This window comes from Streptomyces sp. Isolate_45 (genome assembly GCF_024721315.2).
Lineage (GTDB): Bacteria > Actinomycetota > Actinomycetes > Streptomycetales > Streptomycetaceae > Streptomyces.
Window position 1 is genome coordinate 15,587 of the sequence record NZ_JANFAK020000099.1, and the last position, 16,667, is coordinate 32,253.

The 16,667-nt window shown below is 73.7% G+C and carries 15 protein-coding genes; 7 read left to right on the top strand and 8 right to left on the bottom strand.

Annotated features, from left to right (window positions below; genetic code table 11):
- Positions 1 to 130 precede the first annotated feature (130 nt).
- Entirely contained in the window at positions 131 to 868 is a 738-nt protein-coding gene (locus NOD94_RS27160) for a class I SAM-dependent methyltransferase (protein WP_281208745.1), read from the top strand.
- On the opposite strand, the gene NOD94_RS27165 is transcribed toward NOD94_RS27160, so the two are convergent.
- Both NOD94_RS27165 and NOD94_RS27170 read right to left on the bottom strand, forming a co-directional pair.
- Positions 869 to 2,809 carry a sialidase family protein gene (locus tag NOD94_RS27165; protein WP_281208746.1) on the bottom strand — a complete coding sequence of 647 codons (1,941 nt, stop codon included), beginning with the start codon at positions 2,807 to 2,809 and terminating at the stop codon, positions 869 to 871. It lies immediately after the preceding gene.
- Positions 2,810 to 2,844: 35 nt separating this feature from the next.
- Positions 2,845 to 4,584: a FadD3 family acyl-CoA ligase gene (locus tag NOD94_RS27170; RefSeq protein ID WP_281208747.1), complete on the bottom strand. Its 1,740-nt coding sequence runs from the start codon at positions 4,582 to 4,584 to the stop codon at positions 2,845 to 2,847.
- 94 nt (positions 4,585 to 4,678) lie between these two features.
- Between NOD94_RS27170 and NOD94_RS27175 the strand changes: the two genes are divergently transcribed.
- Genes NOD94_RS27175 through NOD94_RS27185 form a run of 3 tightly spaced genes read left to right on the top strand, consistent with a single transcriptional unit; the run spans position 4,679 to position 7,066 of the window.
- The gene (locus NOD94_RS27175; RefSeq protein ID WP_281208748.1) at positions 4,679 to 5,830 is read left to right on the top strand and encodes a lipid-transfer protein; all 1,152 of its coding nucleotides are present in this window, start codon (positions 4,679 to 4,681) and stop codon (positions 5,828 to 5,830) included.
- 10 nt (positions 5,831 to 5,840) lie between these two features.
- Positions 5,841 to 6,293 (top strand): OB-fold domain-containing protein, encoded by a 453-nt coding sequence (locus tag NOD94_RS27180; RefSeq protein ID WP_281208749.1) that lies wholly within the window; start codon positions 5,841 to 5,843, stop codon positions 6,291 to 6,293.
- Positions 6,290 to 7,066, top strand: coding sequence for an enoyl-CoA hydratase/isomerase family protein (locus tag NOD94_RS27185; protein WP_281208750.1), 777 nt, complete (start codon positions 6,290 to 6,292; stop codon positions 7,064 to 7,066). Before NOD94_RS27180 ends, NOD94_RS27185 begins: the two co-directional genes overlap by 4 nt.
- Here the strand turns inward: NOD94_RS27185 and NOD94_RS27190 are convergent, their stop codons facing one another.
- Positions 7,067 to 7,690 (bottom strand): hypothetical protein, encoded by a 624-nt coding sequence (locus NOD94_RS27190; protein WP_281208751.1) that lies wholly within the window; start codon positions 7,688 to 7,690, stop codon positions 7,067 to 7,069. It abuts the gene before it with no gap.
- A 326-nt stretch (positions 7,691 to 8,016) separates the two neighbouring features.
- On the opposite strand from NOD94_RS27190, the gene NOD94_RS27195 reads away from it, so the two are divergent.
- Both NOD94_RS27195 and NOD94_RS27200 read left to right on the top strand, forming a co-directional pair.
- The gene (locus NOD94_RS27195) at positions 8,017 to 8,460 is read left to right on the top strand and encodes an SRPBCC domain-containing protein (protein ID WP_281208752.1); all 444 of its coding nucleotides are present in this window, start codon (positions 8,017 to 8,019) and stop codon (positions 8,458 to 8,460) included.
- Between the two features lie 124 nt (positions 8,461 to 8,584).
- Positions 8,585 to 9,319: a hypothetical protein gene (locus NOD94_RS27200; protein WP_281208753.1), complete on the top strand. Its 735-nt coding sequence runs from the start codon at positions 8,585 to 8,587 to the stop codon at positions 9,317 to 9,319.
- A 78-nt stretch (positions 9,320 to 9,397) separates the two neighbouring features.
- Here NOD94_RS27200 and NOD94_RS27205 read toward each other — a convergent pair whose 3' ends face one another.
- From NOD94_RS27205 to NOD94_RS27215, 3 genes are all read right to left on the bottom strand, one after another.
- Positions 9,398 to 9,895, bottom strand: coding sequence for a peptidylprolyl isomerase (locus NOD94_RS27205; RefSeq protein ID WP_281208754.1), 498 nt, complete (start codon positions 9,893 to 9,895; stop codon positions 9,398 to 9,400).
- A 69-nt stretch (positions 9,896 to 9,964) separates the two neighbouring features.
- Positions 9,965 to 12,388: a PQQ-binding-like beta-propeller repeat protein gene (locus NOD94_RS27210; protein WP_281208755.1), complete on the bottom strand. Its 2,424-nt coding sequence runs from the start codon at positions 12,386 to 12,388 to the stop codon at positions 9,965 to 9,967.
- A 230-nt stretch (positions 12,389 to 12,618) separates the two neighbouring features.
- Entirely contained in the window at positions 12,619 to 13,446 is an 828-nt protein-coding gene (locus NOD94_RS27215) for a VOC family protein (protein ID WP_281208756.1), read from the bottom strand.
- Positions 13,447 to 13,798: 352 nt separating this feature from the next.
- Here NOD94_RS27215 and NOD94_RS27220 point away from each other — a divergent pair, with 352 nt between their 5' ends.
- On the top strand, positions 13,799 to 14,446 hold the full coding sequence (locus NOD94_RS27220; RefSeq protein ID WP_281208757.1) for a TetR family transcriptional regulator: 648 nt from the start codon (positions 13,799 to 13,801) through the stop codon (positions 14,444 to 14,446).
- A 196-nt stretch (positions 14,447 to 14,642) separates the two neighbouring features.
- Here the strand turns inward: NOD94_RS27220 and NOD94_RS27225 are convergent, their stop codons facing one another.
- Together NOD94_RS27225 and NOD94_RS27230 are read right to left on the bottom strand one after the other, a co-directional pair.
- Positions 14,643 to 15,128, bottom strand: a complete 486-nt coding sequence (locus NOD94_RS27225) for a nitroreductase family deazaflavin-dependent oxidoreductase (protein ID WP_281208758.1) — start codon at positions 15,126 to 15,128, stop codon at positions 14,643 to 14,645.
- The gene (locus NOD94_RS27230; protein ID WP_281208759.1) at positions 15,128 to 16,471 is read right to left on the bottom strand and encodes an acyl-CoA dehydrogenase family protein; all 1,344 of its coding nucleotides are present in this window, start codon (positions 16,469 to 16,471) and stop codon (positions 15,128 to 15,130) included. Before NOD94_RS27230 ends, NOD94_RS27225 begins: the two co-directional genes overlap by 1 nt.
- Positions 16,472 to 16,667 lie beyond the last annotated feature (196 nt).

Consider the following 16,667-nt stretch of genomic DNA (forward strand, 5'->3'; position numbering starts at 1 on the left):
AATACGGGGGAACGGCGGCCGCGGTGGCCAGGAGGGGGACCACCGCGGCCGCCGCACGTCCACGTCCATCTCCGGGCACCGGCACGCCGAACCTCATCGCCCCCGCCCGGCAGGTCATTAGGGTGGGGGCGTGTTCACCTCACAGGGCCCGAGCCTGGGCGAACTGGCCGTGCAGGCCCTCTCCTCCGTCGAACGCGGCTACGACCTCCTCGCGCCCAAGTTCGACGGGACCCCCTTCCGCACCCCCGACCGGATGCTCGACGCCGTCGAGGAGGCCCTGGCCCAGTACGAGGGCTCCTTCGGCTCCGGGCTGGACGTCTGCTGCGGCACCGGCGCCGGCCTGCCGATGCTGCGCCGGCTGTGCCGGGACCGGGTCACGGGTGTCGACCTCAGCGCGGGCATGTTGGCCGCGGCCGCGCGGGCACACCCCGAGGGGGTGGACCTCGTACGGGCGGACGCGCTGGCGCTGCCGCGCCGGCTCGACGGCTCCTACGACCTCGCGGTGAGCTTCGGCGCCTTCGGCCACTTCCTGCCGGCCGAACGGCCCGCCCTCTTCGCGGGCGTGCACCGCGCCCTGCGCCCCGGCGGTGTCTTCGCCTTCCCGATCGGCGCGCCGATCCCGCCGACCTCTCCGGCGTGGTGGGCGCTCGCGGGCTTCGACGCGGCGATGCGGGTGCGCAATGCCGTGTGGCGGCCGCCGTTCGTCATGTACTACCGCACGTTCCCGTTCGGCCCGGTCCGCGCGGACCTGACGGCGGCCGGATTCACCGTGGGCACGGTCCCGCTGGAGCACTTCGGCCGGCGGCCGGACGGCAGTCCGCGCTGGCGCCTGGTGCTCGCCCGGCGGGCCGGGACACCGGCCGCCTGATCAGCCGATCCGGTCGAAGGCGAGCCGCACCCGCTCCTGGTCGCTGACGTCGCTGCCGGTGCGCAGCCGGGCCCGGTCGTTGTCGGACAGGGCCCGACCGTAGATCCGTACGTCGTCCAGGGCGCCCGCGTAGAAGGCCTTCTGGTCGGGCTGCGTGCCGAGGTGGATGGTGAAGGCTCCGGAGGGCCGGAAGTCGAGGCGTCCGGCGGGTTGCTCGATGACGGCGGGGGCGTCGTCGTCGACGGACAGTTGGAGCCGGCCGCCTTCGCGCTGGAACACGACGTGGTGCCAGGCGTCGTCGTCGACGGCGTCGCGGGAGGTCACGGTGACGGGTCCGATGCCCCCGTTGAGCGTGCCTTCGAGGCGGCCGGTCTCCGGGTCGGCCTCGATGCGGAACTGTTTGGCGTCGGGGCCCTGCCCGTAGCCCCACACGAGGGGCTGTCGGGCGCCGCTGTCCCGGTCCTGGCCGCGGGTCTTGTACTTCACCCAGGCGGCGATGGCGAAGTCGCCGTCGCCCAGGCGCAGTTCGTCGGGGCAGTCGATCAGGCGCAGGAAGTCGTCCTTGCCGTCGAAGCGCATGGTCTTCCCGCCGTCGGGCCGGTTCCCGAGGCGGGGTCCACCGTGGACGACGGCGTGGTTGCGGTACGGGGTGGCGTCGGGGGTGAGGCGCGGGGTGAGGTCCTCGCCGGCGGCGGCCAGTGCCTGCGGGGTGAAGGCGGTGAACTTGACGTAGCCGTGCGGGGTGCCGTTCGCGGTCTCGTAGAGCATGCCGATCTCGCCGGTGGGCAGCACGGCCATGTCGGAGTACCCGGCCCGTTCGCGCAGGACGACGGCTCCGCCGGTGGACCAGGTGCGGCCCTGGTCGGTCGAGGTGCGGACGGCGAGGGTCCAGCGGTCGGAGAACTCGGCGCCGGGGCGGCTGGGCGCGGACAGCAGCAGGGGCCCGCCGGGGAGTTGGAGGAGCGAGCCGGAGGCGGGCGGGGCGGTGAGGCCGGTGACGGGGGTGAAGCCGGGGGCGGGGAAGTCGGGGGCGGAGGCGTCATCGACGAGCGCGGACACGCGGTGGTCGGGGGTGCCGCAGGTGGCGGTGGAGCGGGCGTTGACGTAGATCCGGCCGTCGGGGAGCTGCGTCAGGGCGGGTTCGTTGGGTGCGGGCGTTCCTTCGGGGGCGCCCCAGCGGGCGCCGGGCCGCCAGCTGAGGCCGCCGTCGTCGCTGTAGAGGAGTTGGGCGCCGGATTCGTGGGACTCGGTGCGGTAGTCGGCGGTGACGACCATGCGGCCGGGCCGGTCGGGGGCGGTGGGGGTGAGCTGGATGCCGTGGCCGGGGCCGACGGAGATCCAGGCCCAGTCGGGGGCTTTGAGGTGGGGCTGCGGGTTGGGGTCGGTGCTCCAGCTCTCGCCGTCGTCCTCGCTGTGGGCCAGGCGCAGTTCGCGGGGGCCCCGGACGCGGTTGCCGGTGTCGTCGTGGGCCCAGGTGCTGTAGGCGTGCAGCAGGGAGATCCGGCCGGAGGCGGAGTCGACGACGGGGACGGGATTCCCGTAGGCGCCGGGGTCGCCCGCGCCGCGGACGACCTCCATGGGGCCCCAGGTGCGGCCGTGGTCCGTGGAGCGCTTCATGACGAGGTCGATGTCGCCCACGTCGTCGCAGCCGGCGGTGCGGGCCTCGGCGATGGCGAGCAGCGCGCCGGCCCGGGTGGTGGTGAGGGTGGGGATGCGGTAGCAGTCGTAGCCCTCGGTGAAGGCGCTGAAGGGCGCGGAGAGGGCGGCGGTCAGGCCGTTCCCCCGCCGCCCGGCGGGTCCGTCGTCCGCCGTCCCGCCGGGGGGCGCGGCGGGCAGCAGGACGGCGGCCGCGACGGCCAGCGTCGCGGCCGCCGCGGCGCCGATCGCGATCCGGGCGCGGGACGCGAGGAGGAACCGTACGGCTGTTTGGTGCGAGCTCACCCGTGCAGGCTAACGCGGGTGGCGGGCGGGTCCGGTCAGACGTGTTGCGGGCGCGCTCTGAGCTGGGCCTTCAGTACCTTGCCGCCGGCGTTGCGCGGGAGTTCGGTGACGAACTCCACCGCTCGGGGGACCTTGTAGTTCGCCATCTCCCTGCGGGACCAGGCGATGAGGTCCTCGGCGGTGAGGGTGGAGCCGGGTCGCCGCACGGCGTACGCCTTGCCGACCTCGCCGAGCCGCGCGTCGGGCACGCCGATCACGGCGATGTCGGCGATGTCGGGGTGCAGGCCGATGAGTTGCTCGATCTCGGCGGGGTAGGCGTTGAACCCGCCGACGATGAACATGTCCTTGATCCGGTCGGTGATGCGCAGGTTGCCCTCGGCGTCCAGGACCCCGACGTCGCCGGTGCGCAGCCAACCCTCGGGGGTGATGGCGCGGGCGGTGCCCTCGGGGTCCTCGAAGTAGCCGCGCATGACGTGGTGGCCGCGCACCCACACCTCGCCGGCCGTGCCCGCCGGTTCGGGGTCCCCTGCCGGTCCGACGATGCGCAGTTCGGTGCCGGGGATGGCCCGGCCCGAGGTCGCGGAGACGATGTCGGGGCGGTCGCCGCGGCGGCACATGGTGACGATGCCGCTCGCCTCGGAGAGTCCGTAGGCGGTCAGGACGGTGGCGATGCGCAGTTCGGCGCGGAGCCGCTCGACGAGTTGGAGCGGGACGACGGCCGCGCCGGTGACGACCAGGCGCAGGGCGGACAGGTCGTGGTTCTCGCGCTGGGGGTGGTCGAGCAGCGACTGGTGGAGGGTGGGCGGGCCGGGGAGTACGGAGATCCGCTCGGCGGCGACGTTGGCGAGGACGGTGTCCACGTTGAAGACGGGCTGCGGGACCATCGTGGCGCCGCGCATCAGGCAGGCGATTATCCCGGCCTTGTAGCCGAAGGTGTGGAAGAAGGGGTTCACGATGAGGTAGCGGTCGCCCTCGCGCAGTCCGGCGAGTTCGCTCCACACGTCGTAGCAGCGCAGGGTCTGGGCGTGGGTGATGACGGCGCCCTTGGGGCTGCCGGTGGTGCCGGAGGTGAAGATGATGTCGGAGGGGGTATCGGGGCGCAGGGAGGCGGCGCGCTCGCGCACCAGGGCGCCGGGGACGGCGTCGCCGGCGGTCAGGAAGTCCTTCCAGGTGCGGAAGGACTCCGGGGCGTCCTCGGCGAGGACGACGACCTGTTCCAGGTGGGGCAGTCCGGGCAGTGGTCCGGTGCCGGGGCCTTCGGCGGCGGCGCGGCGCAGGGAGGCCACGTAGGAGGTGCCGAGGAAGGTGCCGGTGACGAACAGCAGGCGGGCCCGGCTGCGCCGCAGGACGTAGGAGGCTTCCGTGCCCTTGAAGCGGGTGTTGAGCGGGACGAGGACCGCGCCGGCGGACACGGCCCCGAGGGCGGAGACGATCCACTCCAGGGTGTTGGGCGCCCACACGGCGACCCGGTCGCCGGGCTCGATCCCGGCGGCCAGGCAGGCGGCGGCGGCGCGTTCGACGCGTTCGCCGAGCTGGGCGTAGCTGATCCGGACGCGGCCGTCGACGACGGCCTCGTGGTCGGCGTACCGGTCGGCGGCGTCGCGCACGAGCCCCGCGACGCTGCCCCAGCGCAGGTCGCCGCGGCCGTGGAGGACGTCTTCGGTGCCGACCTCCGACGCATCGGTGCAACCACTCGCGGTACCGCTCCCCGAATCGGCCCCGACCCCGCTCCCGGAACCGTTCGCGCCCATGACCTCGTGTCCGCCCTCGACCATCGCCCGCCCCTCCTCGCGACCCCATAGCTGACTATCCGTCAGATTAGCTGTAGCCTTCGCGGCTGTCAGTACTGGTGCACCCCCGGAGGTGGCGATGGCGGCAACGCTCAAGGACGCTACGGCAATCGTCGGCATCGGCCAGACCGCCTTTGCCAAACAACTGCCGAGCACCGAAAAGGAACTGGCCTGCCGGGCCATCCTGGCGGCACTCGCCGACGCCGGCATAGCCCCCGGCGAGGTCGACGCGTTCGCCTCCTACACCATGGAGGAGACCGACGAGGTCGAGGTCGCCAAGGCCATCGGCGCGGGCGACGTCACCTTCTTCTCCAAGGTCGGCTACGGCGGCGGCGGCTCCTGCGCCACCGTCGGACACCTCGCCGCCGCCGTCGCCACCGGCCAGGCCTCCGTCGGCGTCGCCTGGCGCTCCCGCAAGCGCGGCTCCGGCCCCCGCCCCTGGAAGAACACCGCCGTCCAACTGCCCACCCCCGGCCAGTGGACCCGTCCCTTCGGACTGCTGCGCCCGGCCGACGAGATCGGCATGCTGGCCCGCCGCTACATGCACGAGTACGGCGCCACCCGCGAGCACCTCTTCAACGTGGCGATGGCCTGCCGCAACCGGGCCAACGAGAACCCGGCCGCCATGATGTACGAGCGCCCCCTGACGCGCGAGATGTACATGACCTCCCGCATGATCAGCGACCCGCTCTGCCTCTTCGACAACTGTCTGGAGACCGACGGCGCCCTGGCCTGCGTGATCGTCTCCGCCGAACGCGCCCGGGACTGCCGCCAGAAGCCCGTCTACGTGCACTCCGTCGCCCAGGGCCTGCCCGCCCAGCACCACGGGATGGTCAACTACTGGAACGACGACCCGCTGACCGGCCCCGCCTGGACCGCCGCCCGACACCTGTGGAAGCAGGCCGACTTCGGCCCGCAGGACGTGGACGTCGCGCAGATCTACGACGCCTTCACGCCCCTGATCCCACTCTCCCTGGAGGGCTACGGCTTCTGCGGTCGCGGCGAGGGCGCCGCCTTCACCGAGGGCGGCGCCCTGGAGATGGGCGGCCGGCTGCCGATCAACACCGGCGGCGGCGGCCTCTCGGAGGCCTACGTGCACGGCTTCAACCTGATCAACGAGGGCGTCAAGCAGCTGCGCGGCATCTCCACCGCCCAGGTGCCGGACGCCGCGACCTGCCTGGTGACCGCCGGCGAGGGCGTCCCCACGTCCGCGGTCCTGCTGCGAGCCTGAGGAGCCGACCATGACCTCCACCAGCCCTGCCGAAGACCTCCTCCTGCCCGTCCCCGACGAGGACGGCGCCCCCTTCTGGGAGTACGCCGCCCGCGGCGAACTCCGCGTCCAGGCCTGCGCCGCCTGCGGTCGGCTGCGCTTCCCGCCCCGCCCCTGCTGCCCGCACTGCCAGTCCTTCGACAGCGAGTGGCGCCGGATGAGCGGGCGGGGCCGGATCTGGTCCTGGGTACGGCCCCACCCGCCACTGCTGCCCGCGTACGCCGCGCAGGCCCCGTACAACGTCATCCTCGTCGAGCTCGTCGAGGAGCCCCGGATCCGGCTGGCCGGGAACCTGGTGACCGCCGCCGACGCCCCCCTCGACTCCGTGGACCCGGCGCGGCTGCGCATCGGGGCCCGCGTCCAGGTGGTGTTCACGGAGACGGGCGGGATGAGCGTGCCGCGCTGGATCCTGGAGAAGCCGTGACGCCCCGGGTGGAGCGGGACGGCGACACCGGCGTCGCCGTGGTCACCCTCGACCGGGAACACCGGCACAACGCGGTCGACCTGGGGACGGCCGCCGCGCTGACGGCGCTGTGGCGGGAATTCCGGCACGACGAGAAGGTCCGGGCGGTGGTGCTGACCGGCGCGGGCACCGCCGCCTTCTGCACGGGCATCGACCGTTCCGCCGAGGTGCCGCAGCCCGCGTCCCCGTACTCGGTCGACGATCCGCTGCTCGCGATCGGCCCCAAGACCTGCGACCTGTGGAAACCGGTCGTCGCCGCCGTCAACGGCATGGCCTGCGGCGGCGCCTTCTACCTGCTGGGCGAATCGGAGTTCGTCGTCTCCTCCACCACCGCCACCTACTTCGACCCGCACACCTCGTACGGGATGGTCAGCGCCTACGAGGCCGTCTACATGGCCCAGCGGATGCCCTTCGGGGAGGTCGCCCGGATGTCCCTGATGGGCACGGCGGAACGACTCTCCGCGCGGCGGGCCTACGAGATCGGCCTCGTCTCCGAGCTGGCGGAGCCGGACGAGCTGCTCGGGGCGGCCCTGCGGTCGGCGCGGACCCTGGCCGGGTATCCGACGGAGGCCGTACAGGGCACCGTACGGGCCCTGTGGTCGGCGAAGCGGGCCGCGCTCCAACAGGCCCTGGACCAGGCCCCGGCCCTGATCGGCCTGGGGAACCTGCCACCGGAGCGGCAGGCGGAACTCTTCGGGGCCCGGCGGCCGGGAGCGGAGTTCCGCCTGCGCTGATCAGCTGCGGTTGCGGGGCTTGGTGGGCTTCGTCGGCGGCTTGGTGCGGCGCTTGGTGCCGTCCGTGTCGTCGGCGTCCTCCGTGGCGGTGGCGGTGGCCGTGGGCGAGGGGGAGGAGGAGGCGACCTCGACCACCGAGGTGATCCGGCAGTCCTTCACCTCGGCGGCCCGCTGCGCGGCGATCAGGGCGATCACCAGGGTGCCGGTCCGGCGGGCCTCCAGGGTCACGGTGGCGCGGGCCGTCTCGACGAGCGCGCCTGCGGCGCCCTCACGGTTCAAGGTCACCTCGAAGGTGGCCGCGCGGTCCAGCCGTGAGGTGACCTCGACGGTCGTGGACGGCTTGCCCGCGCCGACGCAGGTGAGCACCACGGCCGTCGCCGGCATGCCGACCGGGGACGGCGACGCCGTCGGGCTGCTCTCGCCACCGCTGCCGCCGCCGCTGTGGGTCTTCTTGCTCTTGGACTTGCTCTTGGAACTGGAGCAGCCGCCCCCGCCGCCGCTGCTCTTGCTCTTGCCGCCACTCCCGCTGCCGCCGCCGCCGCTCGACGAGAACCCCGTGAGCGCCAGGACCACCGCCACGAGCACCGCGGCGAGCCTGACGCGACTGCCTCTTCCGGTCACCATGTCGCGAACCCTCCCTGTAGGACGGCGTGACGCTACCAGCCGCCGCGGGAGACGCGGCGCGGCCCGGAAACGGCCGGCCACGGGCCTCCGGGCGGGCCGACGCCGGCCGCCGGCGGGCCGCGGGCGGGCCGCCCGACGTATCGGCATTCGCCACCCCGCGGCCGGAACGCACCCCTCCGTTCTCTCCGCCACCAGCGAAGACGCCCCCGCAGCCAGTCCGGAGCCGGCGAAACCGTGGTTGCATCCCCGGACCGAACCCGGCGGCCGGCCGCAATTCCCCGCGTCCCTTCGGTGAGCACCGACCCATCACAAGGAGCACGGCACCAGTGCGCACCATCGCCACCGAGATCGTCATCGACGCGCCGCCCGAAGAAGTCTGGGCGACCCTGACCGACCTGCCCCGCTACTGCACCTGGAACCCGTTCATCCGCCAGGCGGTGGGCGAAGCCGTGCCGGGCGCGCGACTGGACCTGACGATGTACCCGCGGTCCGGGAAGCCGACGGTCTTCCACCCGACCGTCCTCGTGGTCAACCCGTCCGTCGAGTTCCGTTGGAAGGGCCGGTTCCTCGTCCGCGGCCTGTTCGACGGAGAGCACTACTTCCGGCTGTCCGAGGGCCCGGGCCGCACCACGCGCCTGGAGCACGGCGAGCGGTTCGGCGGCCTGCTGGTCCCCTTCCTCGGCAAGCTGCTCGCGGGCACCGCCCGCAACTTCATCGCGATGAACGAAGCCCTGCGCACCCGCGTCGAATCGGCCCGTACGAGGTCCTGACGCCCACCGGGCCCGAGGACACGGGCCCCGAAGACCCCCGGCCCCCGCCTGCCCCGTCCGGCGTGCGGGGGCCGGGACCCCGCAGTAGCGTTGCCGATCACGACGCCTACCCGGAAGGCCGGGCATGATCCGCAACGTCCTCGGTTCGCTGATGGGTCTGGTCGGCGCGGCGGCCGCCCTGTGGAGCCCGTACCGCGCCTGGTACGAAGGCCGACGCGGCCGCGACTACCGCGTCGAGGAGCTGTTCGCGGGCTCCGGCATCACCCCCGACGGGGCCGCGCTGCTGGGCTCGCTCATGCTGCCGTTCCTGTGCGCCGCCCTCCTCGCGCTGGCCGCGGCCGTGCTGCGTTCACGGCTGCTGATGGCGCTGGCCGGGATCGTGGTCCTCGGCTTCTCGGTGCTGTGGATGGTCCGCCAGGGCCAGGCGGCCGGCAGCCTGTCGGTCGGCGGCGACGGCCAGGGACTCGGGAACGGCGTAGCCACCGCCTTCGCCGGCGGCGCGCTCATCCTGCTCGGCGCGTTCGTCATGCGCGGCCGACCCCGCCGCGACCGGCGCCCGCTGCCCCGCGACGCCGGTATGCCCGGCGCCGTCACGGGCTGGGAGGACCGGCCGGTGACCCCCCGGACCGAACCCTGGCACCCGGACGACCACCCCCGGGACACGGGCCCGCAGGACCCCCGCGACCCCCGACGCGATGCGCGGCCGCAGTACCCGGACCCGCAGGCCCCCGGCCCGCACGACCCGGGCCCGCAATACCCGGGCGCTCACGACCCGGGCCAGCAGTACCCGAACCCGCAGGATCCCGGCCCTCAAGGGCCCGGCCCGCAGGCTCCCGGCCCGCACGACCCCCGCGCGTAGTCCCCCCGACCGACCCCGGAAACGGCGGCGGCCCCGAACCCCCTCGCGAGGGGGCGGGGCCGACCGGCACGGTGTGGATCAGGCGGCGTCGACGACGCCGGAGGCCGCGATCTCGACCTTGGCCTTGGGGGCGCCGGACTGGGAGCCCAGGGCCTCGATCTGGTCGACGAGCTCCTTGCCCTCGACGACCTCGCCGAAGACGACGTGCTTGCCGTCGAGCCAGGAGGTGACGACGGTGGTGACGAAGAACTGCGAGCCGTTGGTGTTGCGGCCGGCGTTCGCCATCGACAGCAGGTACGGGCGGTCGTGCTTCAGGTCGAAGTTCTCGTCGGCGAACTTCTCGCCGAAGATGCTCTTGCCGCCGGTGCCGTTGTGGTTGGTGAAGTCACCGCCCTGCAGCATGAACTGCGGGATGATGCGGTGGAAGCCGGAGCCCGCGTAGCCGTAGCCGTTCTGGCCGGTGGCCAGCTCGCGGAAGTTCCGCGCGGTCTCCGGAACGACCTTGTCGAACAGCTCGAAGACGATGCGGCCCGCGGGCTTGTCGTTGATGTTGATGTCGAAGTAAACGTTGCTCATGGGGTCTATCCTGTCACTCCCGGTGCCGTGAGGCAGCTGGAGGGGCCGGAGCCCCGCCTTCCGTGCAGGTCATCCGCCCGTACGGGTGCCCGTGCCCTTGGCCGCGTCCAGGGCGTAGACGCACCGGTCCTTGCTGCACGCGTACACCACGCCGGCCTCCGCGACCGGGGCGCCCGTGATCTCCCCGCCCGTGGCGAGCTTCCAGCGGAGCTGGCCGCCCGCCGCGTCCAGGGTGTACAGGCAGTGGTCGGCCGACCCGAAGTGGACCCGGCCGTCCGCGACCGCCGGAGCACCGGTGATCTCGCCGCCCGCCGCGAAGCGCCACTTCGGGGTGCCGGTGACCGCGTCGAGCGTGTACAGCGCGCTGCCCGCGCCCAGGTGCACGTTGCCGTTGGCCACGATGACCGCGTCCCCCGAGGGGCGCGGCTCGGTGGCGATGCGCCAGCGGTCCTTGCCGGTGGCCGCGTCCAGGGCGTAGACGGTGCCCAGGTAGTCGGCGAGGTAGACGCCGCCCCCGGTGACCGCGGCGCCCGGAGCGAACGCCGGGGGTGCCAGGAAGACGGCCGGGGCCTCGAAGTGCCAGCGGACCCGACCCGAGGCCCGGTCCACGGACAGGACGCGGGTGCCCGCGGCGACGTACACGTTGCCGTCGGGGGCCGGGGTGACGCGGACCGGAACGTTGCCGCAGGACGCCGCGTCGCCGACCGGGTACGACCAGGCCTCTTGGCCGGAGCGGGCGTCCAGCGCCCGCAGCCGGGCGTCCTGCCACACGTAGACGGTGCCCTCGTGCAGGACGGGGGCGGCCTCCGGGGTCTCGAAGTCGCTCTGCGCGCCGGTCAGTTCCCACAGCTTCTGGCCGTTCGACGCCTCCCACCCCTGGACGCCGCCGCCGCGCGTGGCGGTGATCACGGTGCCCCGGTCGGCGCGCAGCGCGTACACCCAGGCCTCGGTGGACAGCCGCCACCGCTCGGCGCCGTCGGAGGCGTCGAGCGCGTAAAGGGAGGGCCCGTCGGAGGCGTGGATGCGCCCGTCGGAGACCGCCATGGACCAGGCGACGTCCCGCGTCTTGAACTGACGGCGGCCGCTGCCGACGTCCAGGGCGTGCACCTCGAAGGACGTGACGTACAGCAGGTCACCGGCGACGGTGGGGGTGCCCCAGACCTCGTTGGACATGCGGAAGCGCCACGGCCGCCAACGGCCGCTGTCCGGGGACGGGCCGGGAGCCGGGACGGTCCCGACGGAGGACGCGCCGGACCCGGACGGCCCCGGGATGACCCCGGAGGGGGCCGGGGAGCCGTGCGGCGGGCGGACCCAGTCGGTCGCCGAGTGCGCGCCCGCGTACCCGACCGGGGCCGCCGCGGTCGCCCGCGGGCCGGGCCCGATCGGCACCGGGGAGGCGCCGAGGTGGACGGGGTCACCGGGCGCCGCCGGCACCGGCGGCCGGTCCGGGCGCGGCGGGGCGGCCTGTCCGGTCCGCGGGTCCACCCACGGATCGGCGGCGCCGCGCGGGCGGCGGTGCGTGACGGCCCCGGAGGCCGGTCCGGCGGCCGGTCCGCGGACCGGTCCGCGCGCCGGAACCACGGGCGCCGGAGGCGTACGGTGCCCCGCGCGCCGGGCCTCGATCATGGCGACGGCCCGCTCGGGCAGCCACGCCGAGGCGGTGCCGCTCTCGTCGCCGCCCTCGAAGAGGTGCGGGGCGAGCTGCGCCTGGAGGTCGGCGGGGGTGGGACGCCGGGTGGCGTCCATCTGCATGCAGGACTCGATCAGCGGGCGCAGCTCCTCGGGCAGCCCCTCCAGGTTGGGGCCCTCGCGCAGCAGCATGAACACCGTCTCGACCGGGTTCGCGCCGTGGTACGGCGGGTGTCCGGTCGCGGCGAAGACGAGGGTCGAGCCGAGCGAGAAGACGTCACTGGCGCCCTTGACGCTGCGCGAGTCCTTCGCCTGCTCAGGCGACATGTAGGCGGGCGTGCCGACGGCGACGTTCGTCATCGTCAGACGGGTGTTGGAGACCCCGCTCGCGATACCGAAGTCGATCACCCGCGGACCGTCCTCGACGACGAGGACGTTGGACGGCTTCAAGTCACGGTGGACCAGGCCCGCACCGTGGATCGACTGGAGCGCCTCGGCGATGCCCGCCGCGAGCCAGCGCACGCCCTGCGCGGGCATCGGCCCGCACTCGTTGACGATCTCCTCCAGCGAGGGCGCCGGCACGTACGCGGTCGCCAACCACGGCACCGCCGCACGCGGATCGGCGTCGACGACGGCCGCCGTGTAGAAACCGGACACCGCGCGCGCGGCCTCGACCTCGCGCGTGAAGCGCACCCGGAACAACTGGTCCTCGGCCAGCTCGGTGCGCACCGTCTTGATCGCGACGCGCCGCCCGGACGCCGACCGCGCGAGATAGACCAGCCCCATGCCGCCGGCGCCGAGCCGTCCCAGCACCTCGAAGGGGCCGATCCGTCTCGGGTCGTGCTGCGTCAGCTGCTCCACCACTCGCCTCCACACCTCCCCGTACGGGTCCCCGCCGGACCCGTTCTTCCCTACCCGCGCGCACCGGTGCGCATCAACACGCATCGGCACGCGCACCGGCACGGCGGTCTGCCCGTACGGCGTCCCTCGCGGGACCGCGCCCCGCCCGCGGGCACCGGCCCGCCGGGGCGGCGTCCCACTCCGTGCAGCGTCTCACCCCTGGCTGTGCCCGGAGTCGCGCAACCTCGATTCTGTCAGGCCCGCGCCTGGTCCGGCCCCGGCTCCGGGTGGGCTTTCACACGTGGCTCCGAAAGGAGGGCGAAGACGGCCCCCTGATTGTCGGCGACGACGGCGATCCGGCCGTACGGCGTGTCGAAGGGATCGGCGGTGACCCGACCGCCGAGGCGCTGCACGGTCGCGACGCTCTGGTCGCAGTCCGGGACGGCGAAGTAGACGAGGAAGTGCGCGGGCATGATCTCCGGAAAGGCGTCGGTGATCGGGCTGCGCCCCAGGACGGCCGTGTCGGTGCCGGGGACGCTCCCGGGCGGCGACCAGACGCGGTACTCGTCGCCGGTCTCGGGGTCGTCCTGGTCCTGCGCGACGTAGCCGAAGACGCGGGTGTAGAAGTCGTCCACGGCGTCGCGGGCCCGGGTGTAGACCTCCGACCAGCAGTACGTGTAGGGCTCCTGCTGGGCGTCGAAGCCGTGGTGGGTACCGGGCTGCCAGAGGCCGAAGACGGCGCCGCCGGGGTCGGCGGCCATCGCCGCGGTCCCGTACGGGCCGACGGGCTGCGGGTCCATGACCATCTGACCGCCGGCGGCGCGGATGCGGGCGGCGCAGGCGTAGGCGTCGGAGGTGTACAGGTACACGCCCCACACGGTGGGCATGCGGCCGTCGGGCTTGGGGGCGAGGGCGGCGACGTTGCGGCCGCGGCTGTAGGCCTGCGTGTAGTGGCCGTAGGCGGCCCCCGCGCTGTCCCCGAAGGCCCACCCGAAGAGCTCGCCGTAGAAGCGCTTGCCCGCTTCCACGTCGGGGAGCGAGGCGTCGACCCAGCAGGGCGAGCCTTCCGCGAATGCGGCCATGAGCCGGGTCCTTCCGTTGTGCGGGGTCACACGGGTTCCTGCGGCGGTTTGCATTGATTTGATACGGTTTCCGGCCTCCGTGGAGATCGAGCCGATCCGCACCTCTCCGCAATGATCCGCCCGAAAAGTTGTCCACAGCCTGTTCATAAGACTATTCGGGGGATATCCCACGGTACGGGCGGGGTCGTCCCGGCTCGGGAGCCGGGCCGCCTCCGCGCGGAGCAGGCCCGGCTCCGGCCGGAATCCGCCTCCGAGGACCTCTCGCGACAGCTCCCGCGCAGGCCGGGGGCCCCGTCACCCCATTTGCAGGCGGCCGAATAGCGCGCCGATCCCCCCTCGGTAAGCTGACGGCATGACAGGACAAGTACGCACCGTCGACGGGCGTGTCGCCGGCCGGCGCGGCCAGGCGACGCGGCAGAAGCTGCTCGACTGCCTCAGCGAGATGCTCAGCTCCTCGCCGTACCGCGACGTCAAGGTGATCGACGTCGCGCGCAAGGCCGGCACCTCCCCCGCGACCTTCTACCAGTACTTCCCGGACGTCGAAGGCGCCGTCCTGGAGATCGCCGAGGAAATGGCGACGGAGGGCGCCCAGTTGACGGCGCTCGTCGAGGGCCGCAACTGGGTCGGCAAGGCCGGTTGGGCGGCCGCCGAGGAACTCGTCGAAGGGTTCCTGGAGTTCTGGCGGCGCAACGACGCGATCCTTCGGGTCGTCGACCTCGGCGCGGCCGAGGGCGACAAGCGGTTCTACAAGATCCGCATGAAGATCCTGAACTCCGTCACCAACTCCCTCACGGAGTCGATGAAGGAGCTCCAGGCCAAGGGCAAGGTCGACAAGGACCTCAGCCCGGCGGCGATGGCCGGCTCGCTGGTCGCGATGCTCGCCGCGGTCGCCTCGCACCAGAAGGGCTTCCAGACCTGGGGCGTCAAGCAGGCCGAGCTCAAGCCGAACCTGGCCCTGCTCGTCCACCTCGGCATCACCGGCAAGAAGCCCACCAAGTAGCGGCGGACCTCCCGGGGGCCACCCGGGGGCCCGCCCTGCCCGATGTGTCGTCCCGACCCGCTCCTCGCGGGCTACCGCTGCCGGTCCACCGCTCTCGACCTTCCCCTCCCCGGCCCCACCCCTCACACTCGATCCGCCGTCCCCAACCCCGCTTCACCAGGGCCGCCTTCCCGGGCCCGCCCGCACGGCGCTCAGGTCAGCGCCGCTCCAGACGGAACAGCCTGATCTCGCGGTCGATGCGCGCCTGGTACGTCGCGTACGGCGGCCAGAACCTCAGGACCGCCTGCCACGCCGCCGCACGCTCCGCCCCCTCCAGCAGCCGGGCCCGTACGGCGACGTCCCGCCCCTGCCAGTTCACGTCCGCGTCCGGATGCTTGAGCAGGTTCCCGGTCCATGCCGGGTGGCCGGGGCGGCCGAAGTTGGAACCGATCAACAACCAGCTGGTCCCACCGTCCTCCGGCATGCACGCGAGCGGCGTGGTGCGCGGTTCGCCGCTCTTCGCGCCCTTCGCGGTGAGGATCACCCCCGGCAGCATCCGCGCGCTGAGCAGCACCTTGCCGCGGGTCAGCCGGTGCACCGCCTTGTCCATCGCGGGTATGAAGTGCGGTGCGATCCTGGCGAACAACATGGTCGAGGAGACCTTCTGCATCAGCTTCACGCCGATGCCCTGGGCCACTGCCATCAGACGGCCGCCTTCTCCGGTTCGGTGGGGGTGGTGGTGGGGTGGGTGGGGTGGGTGGAGTCGGTGGTGGTTCGATCGGGCGGTGCGAACAGGCCCGAGCTGTGTGCCGCGTGCGCCCGCAGCCGGTGGACCGGGCCGAAGAGCAGTTCGTCGGCGGCCGCCCTCTTGAAGTACAGGTGCGCTTCGTGCTCCCAGGTGAAGCCGATCCCGCCGTGCAGCTGGATGCCCTCGCCCGCCGTCACCCGCAGCGCCTCCAGGGCCTGCGCGAGGGCCAGGGGGCCCTGCTCCGGGTCCCAGGCCGCGTAGTAGGCGGCGGACCGGGCCGCCTGGACCCGTACGTACAGGTCGGCCAGCCGGTGCTTGACGGCCTGGAAGGATCCGACGGCCCTGCCGAACTGCTCGCGCCGGCGGACGTAGTCCACCGTGCGGGCCAGCGCCTGGTCCGCCGCCCCGACCGCTTCGGCTGCCAGGACGGTGGCGGCGGTGCGCCCGGTCGCGGCGAGCGCGGACAGTACGCCGCCGTCGGCGCCGTTGCCGGTTCCGTTGCCGGTTCCGATGCCGGTTCCGATGCCGTTGCCGTTGCCGGTTCCGTCCGCGCCCCCGAGCAGCTCGGCCGGCACGTCCCGCAGCTGGATCCGGCCCTGCGGGCGGGTCTCGTCGAGGGTGGTCTGCCGGGAACGTACGAGGCCGGGTGCGTCCTCCCGTACGAGGAACAGCAGGGTCCGGCTACGGGCGAACCCGCCGGTGTGCGCCGCGACCAGGAGCAGGCCCGCGCTGTGGCCGTCCAGGACCTGGGCGACCTCCCCGTAGAGCCGCCACCCCTCGGGGGCGGTGGCGGTGGCGGTGGCAGTGCTGGTGCTGCTGACGGCGCGGGCCTGGACCCCGCCGGCCCGGCCGCCGCCGGCCCACTCGCCGGGGGTGTTGTCGCCGGTCAGCGCGAGGGCGGTGGCCAGCGCGGGACCCGGGACGGCGAGGGCTGCGCTCAGCTCGCCGGAGGCCAGCGCGGGCAGCAACGCGGCGCGCTGGGCGGCGGTGCCGAGGGCGGTGATCAGGGGCGCGGCCAGCACGGCGGTCGCCAGTAACGGCGAGGGCAGCAGCGCCCGGCCGGTCTCCTCGCAGGCGAGCGCCAGGTCGGCGGGGGTGCAGCCGACGCCCCCGTACTCCTCGGCAACGGCGATGCCCGGCAGGCCGAGCTGTCGGGCGAGCTGCTGCCACAGCTCGCGGTCGTGTCCGGCGGCGGTGCGGGCGGCGGCCTTGACCTCGTCCGGGCCGCAGCGTTTGCCCAGGATCTCGCGCAGGGTGCGGCGCATCTCGTCCTGCTCCGCGGTGAAGGCGGCGTCCATCGTCGGGCTCCTCCCCGTATCTGACGGGCCGTCATGTTAGGGCGGCGGCGTCGAGATGCACAGGGGCGGGCGACGGGGGATGCCGGAGGACCGGGTGGAGGGCGGGTCGAGGAGCGGGCGGAGGGGCGGGCGGAGGGGCGGGGCGGGGGTCGCACCGGAGGGCGGGCCGGGGGAGGGCGCCGCAAGGCGGGCCGGC

Coding starts and splice junctions, on each gene's coding strand:
- NOD94_RS27170 (WP_281208747.1), bottom strand. CDS start 4,584: ATGGTCGAGGGCGGACACGAGGTCATGGGCGCGAACGGTTCCGGGAGC.
- NOD94_RS27175 (WP_281208748.1), top strand. CDS start 4,679: ATGGCGGCAACGCTCAAGGACGCTACGGCAATCGTCGGCATCGGCCAG.
- NOD94_RS27180 (WP_281208749.1), top strand. CDS start 5,841: ATGACCTCCACCAGCCCTGCCGAAGACCTCCTCCTGCCCGTCCCCGAC.
- NOD94_RS27190 (WP_281208751.1), bottom strand. CDS start 7,690: ATGGTGACCGGAAGAGGCAGTCGCGTCAGGCTCGCCGCGGTGCTCGTG.
- NOD94_RS27200 (WP_281208753.1), top strand. CDS start 8,585: ATGATCCGCAACGTCCTCGGTTCGCTGATGGGTCTGGTCGGCGCGGCG.
- NOD94_RS27205 (WP_281208754.1), bottom strand. CDS start 9,895: ATGAGCAACGTTTACTTCGACATCAACATCAACGACAAGCCCGCGGGC.
- NOD94_RS27215 (WP_281208756.1), bottom strand. CDS start 13,446: ATGGCCGCATTCGCGGAAGGCTCGCCCTGCTGGGTCGACGCCTCGCTC.
- NOD94_RS27220 (WP_281208757.1), top strand. CDS start 13,799: ATGACAGGACAAGTACGCACCGTCGACGGGCGTGTCGCCGGCCGGCGC.
- NOD94_RS27225 (WP_281208758.1), bottom strand. CDS start 15,128: ATGGCAGTGGCCCAGGGCATCGGCGTGAAGCTGATGCAGAAGGTCTCC.
- NOD94_RS27230 (WP_281208759.1), bottom strand. CDS start 16,471: ATGGACGCCGCCTTCACCGCGGAGCAGGACGAGATGCGCCGCACCCTG.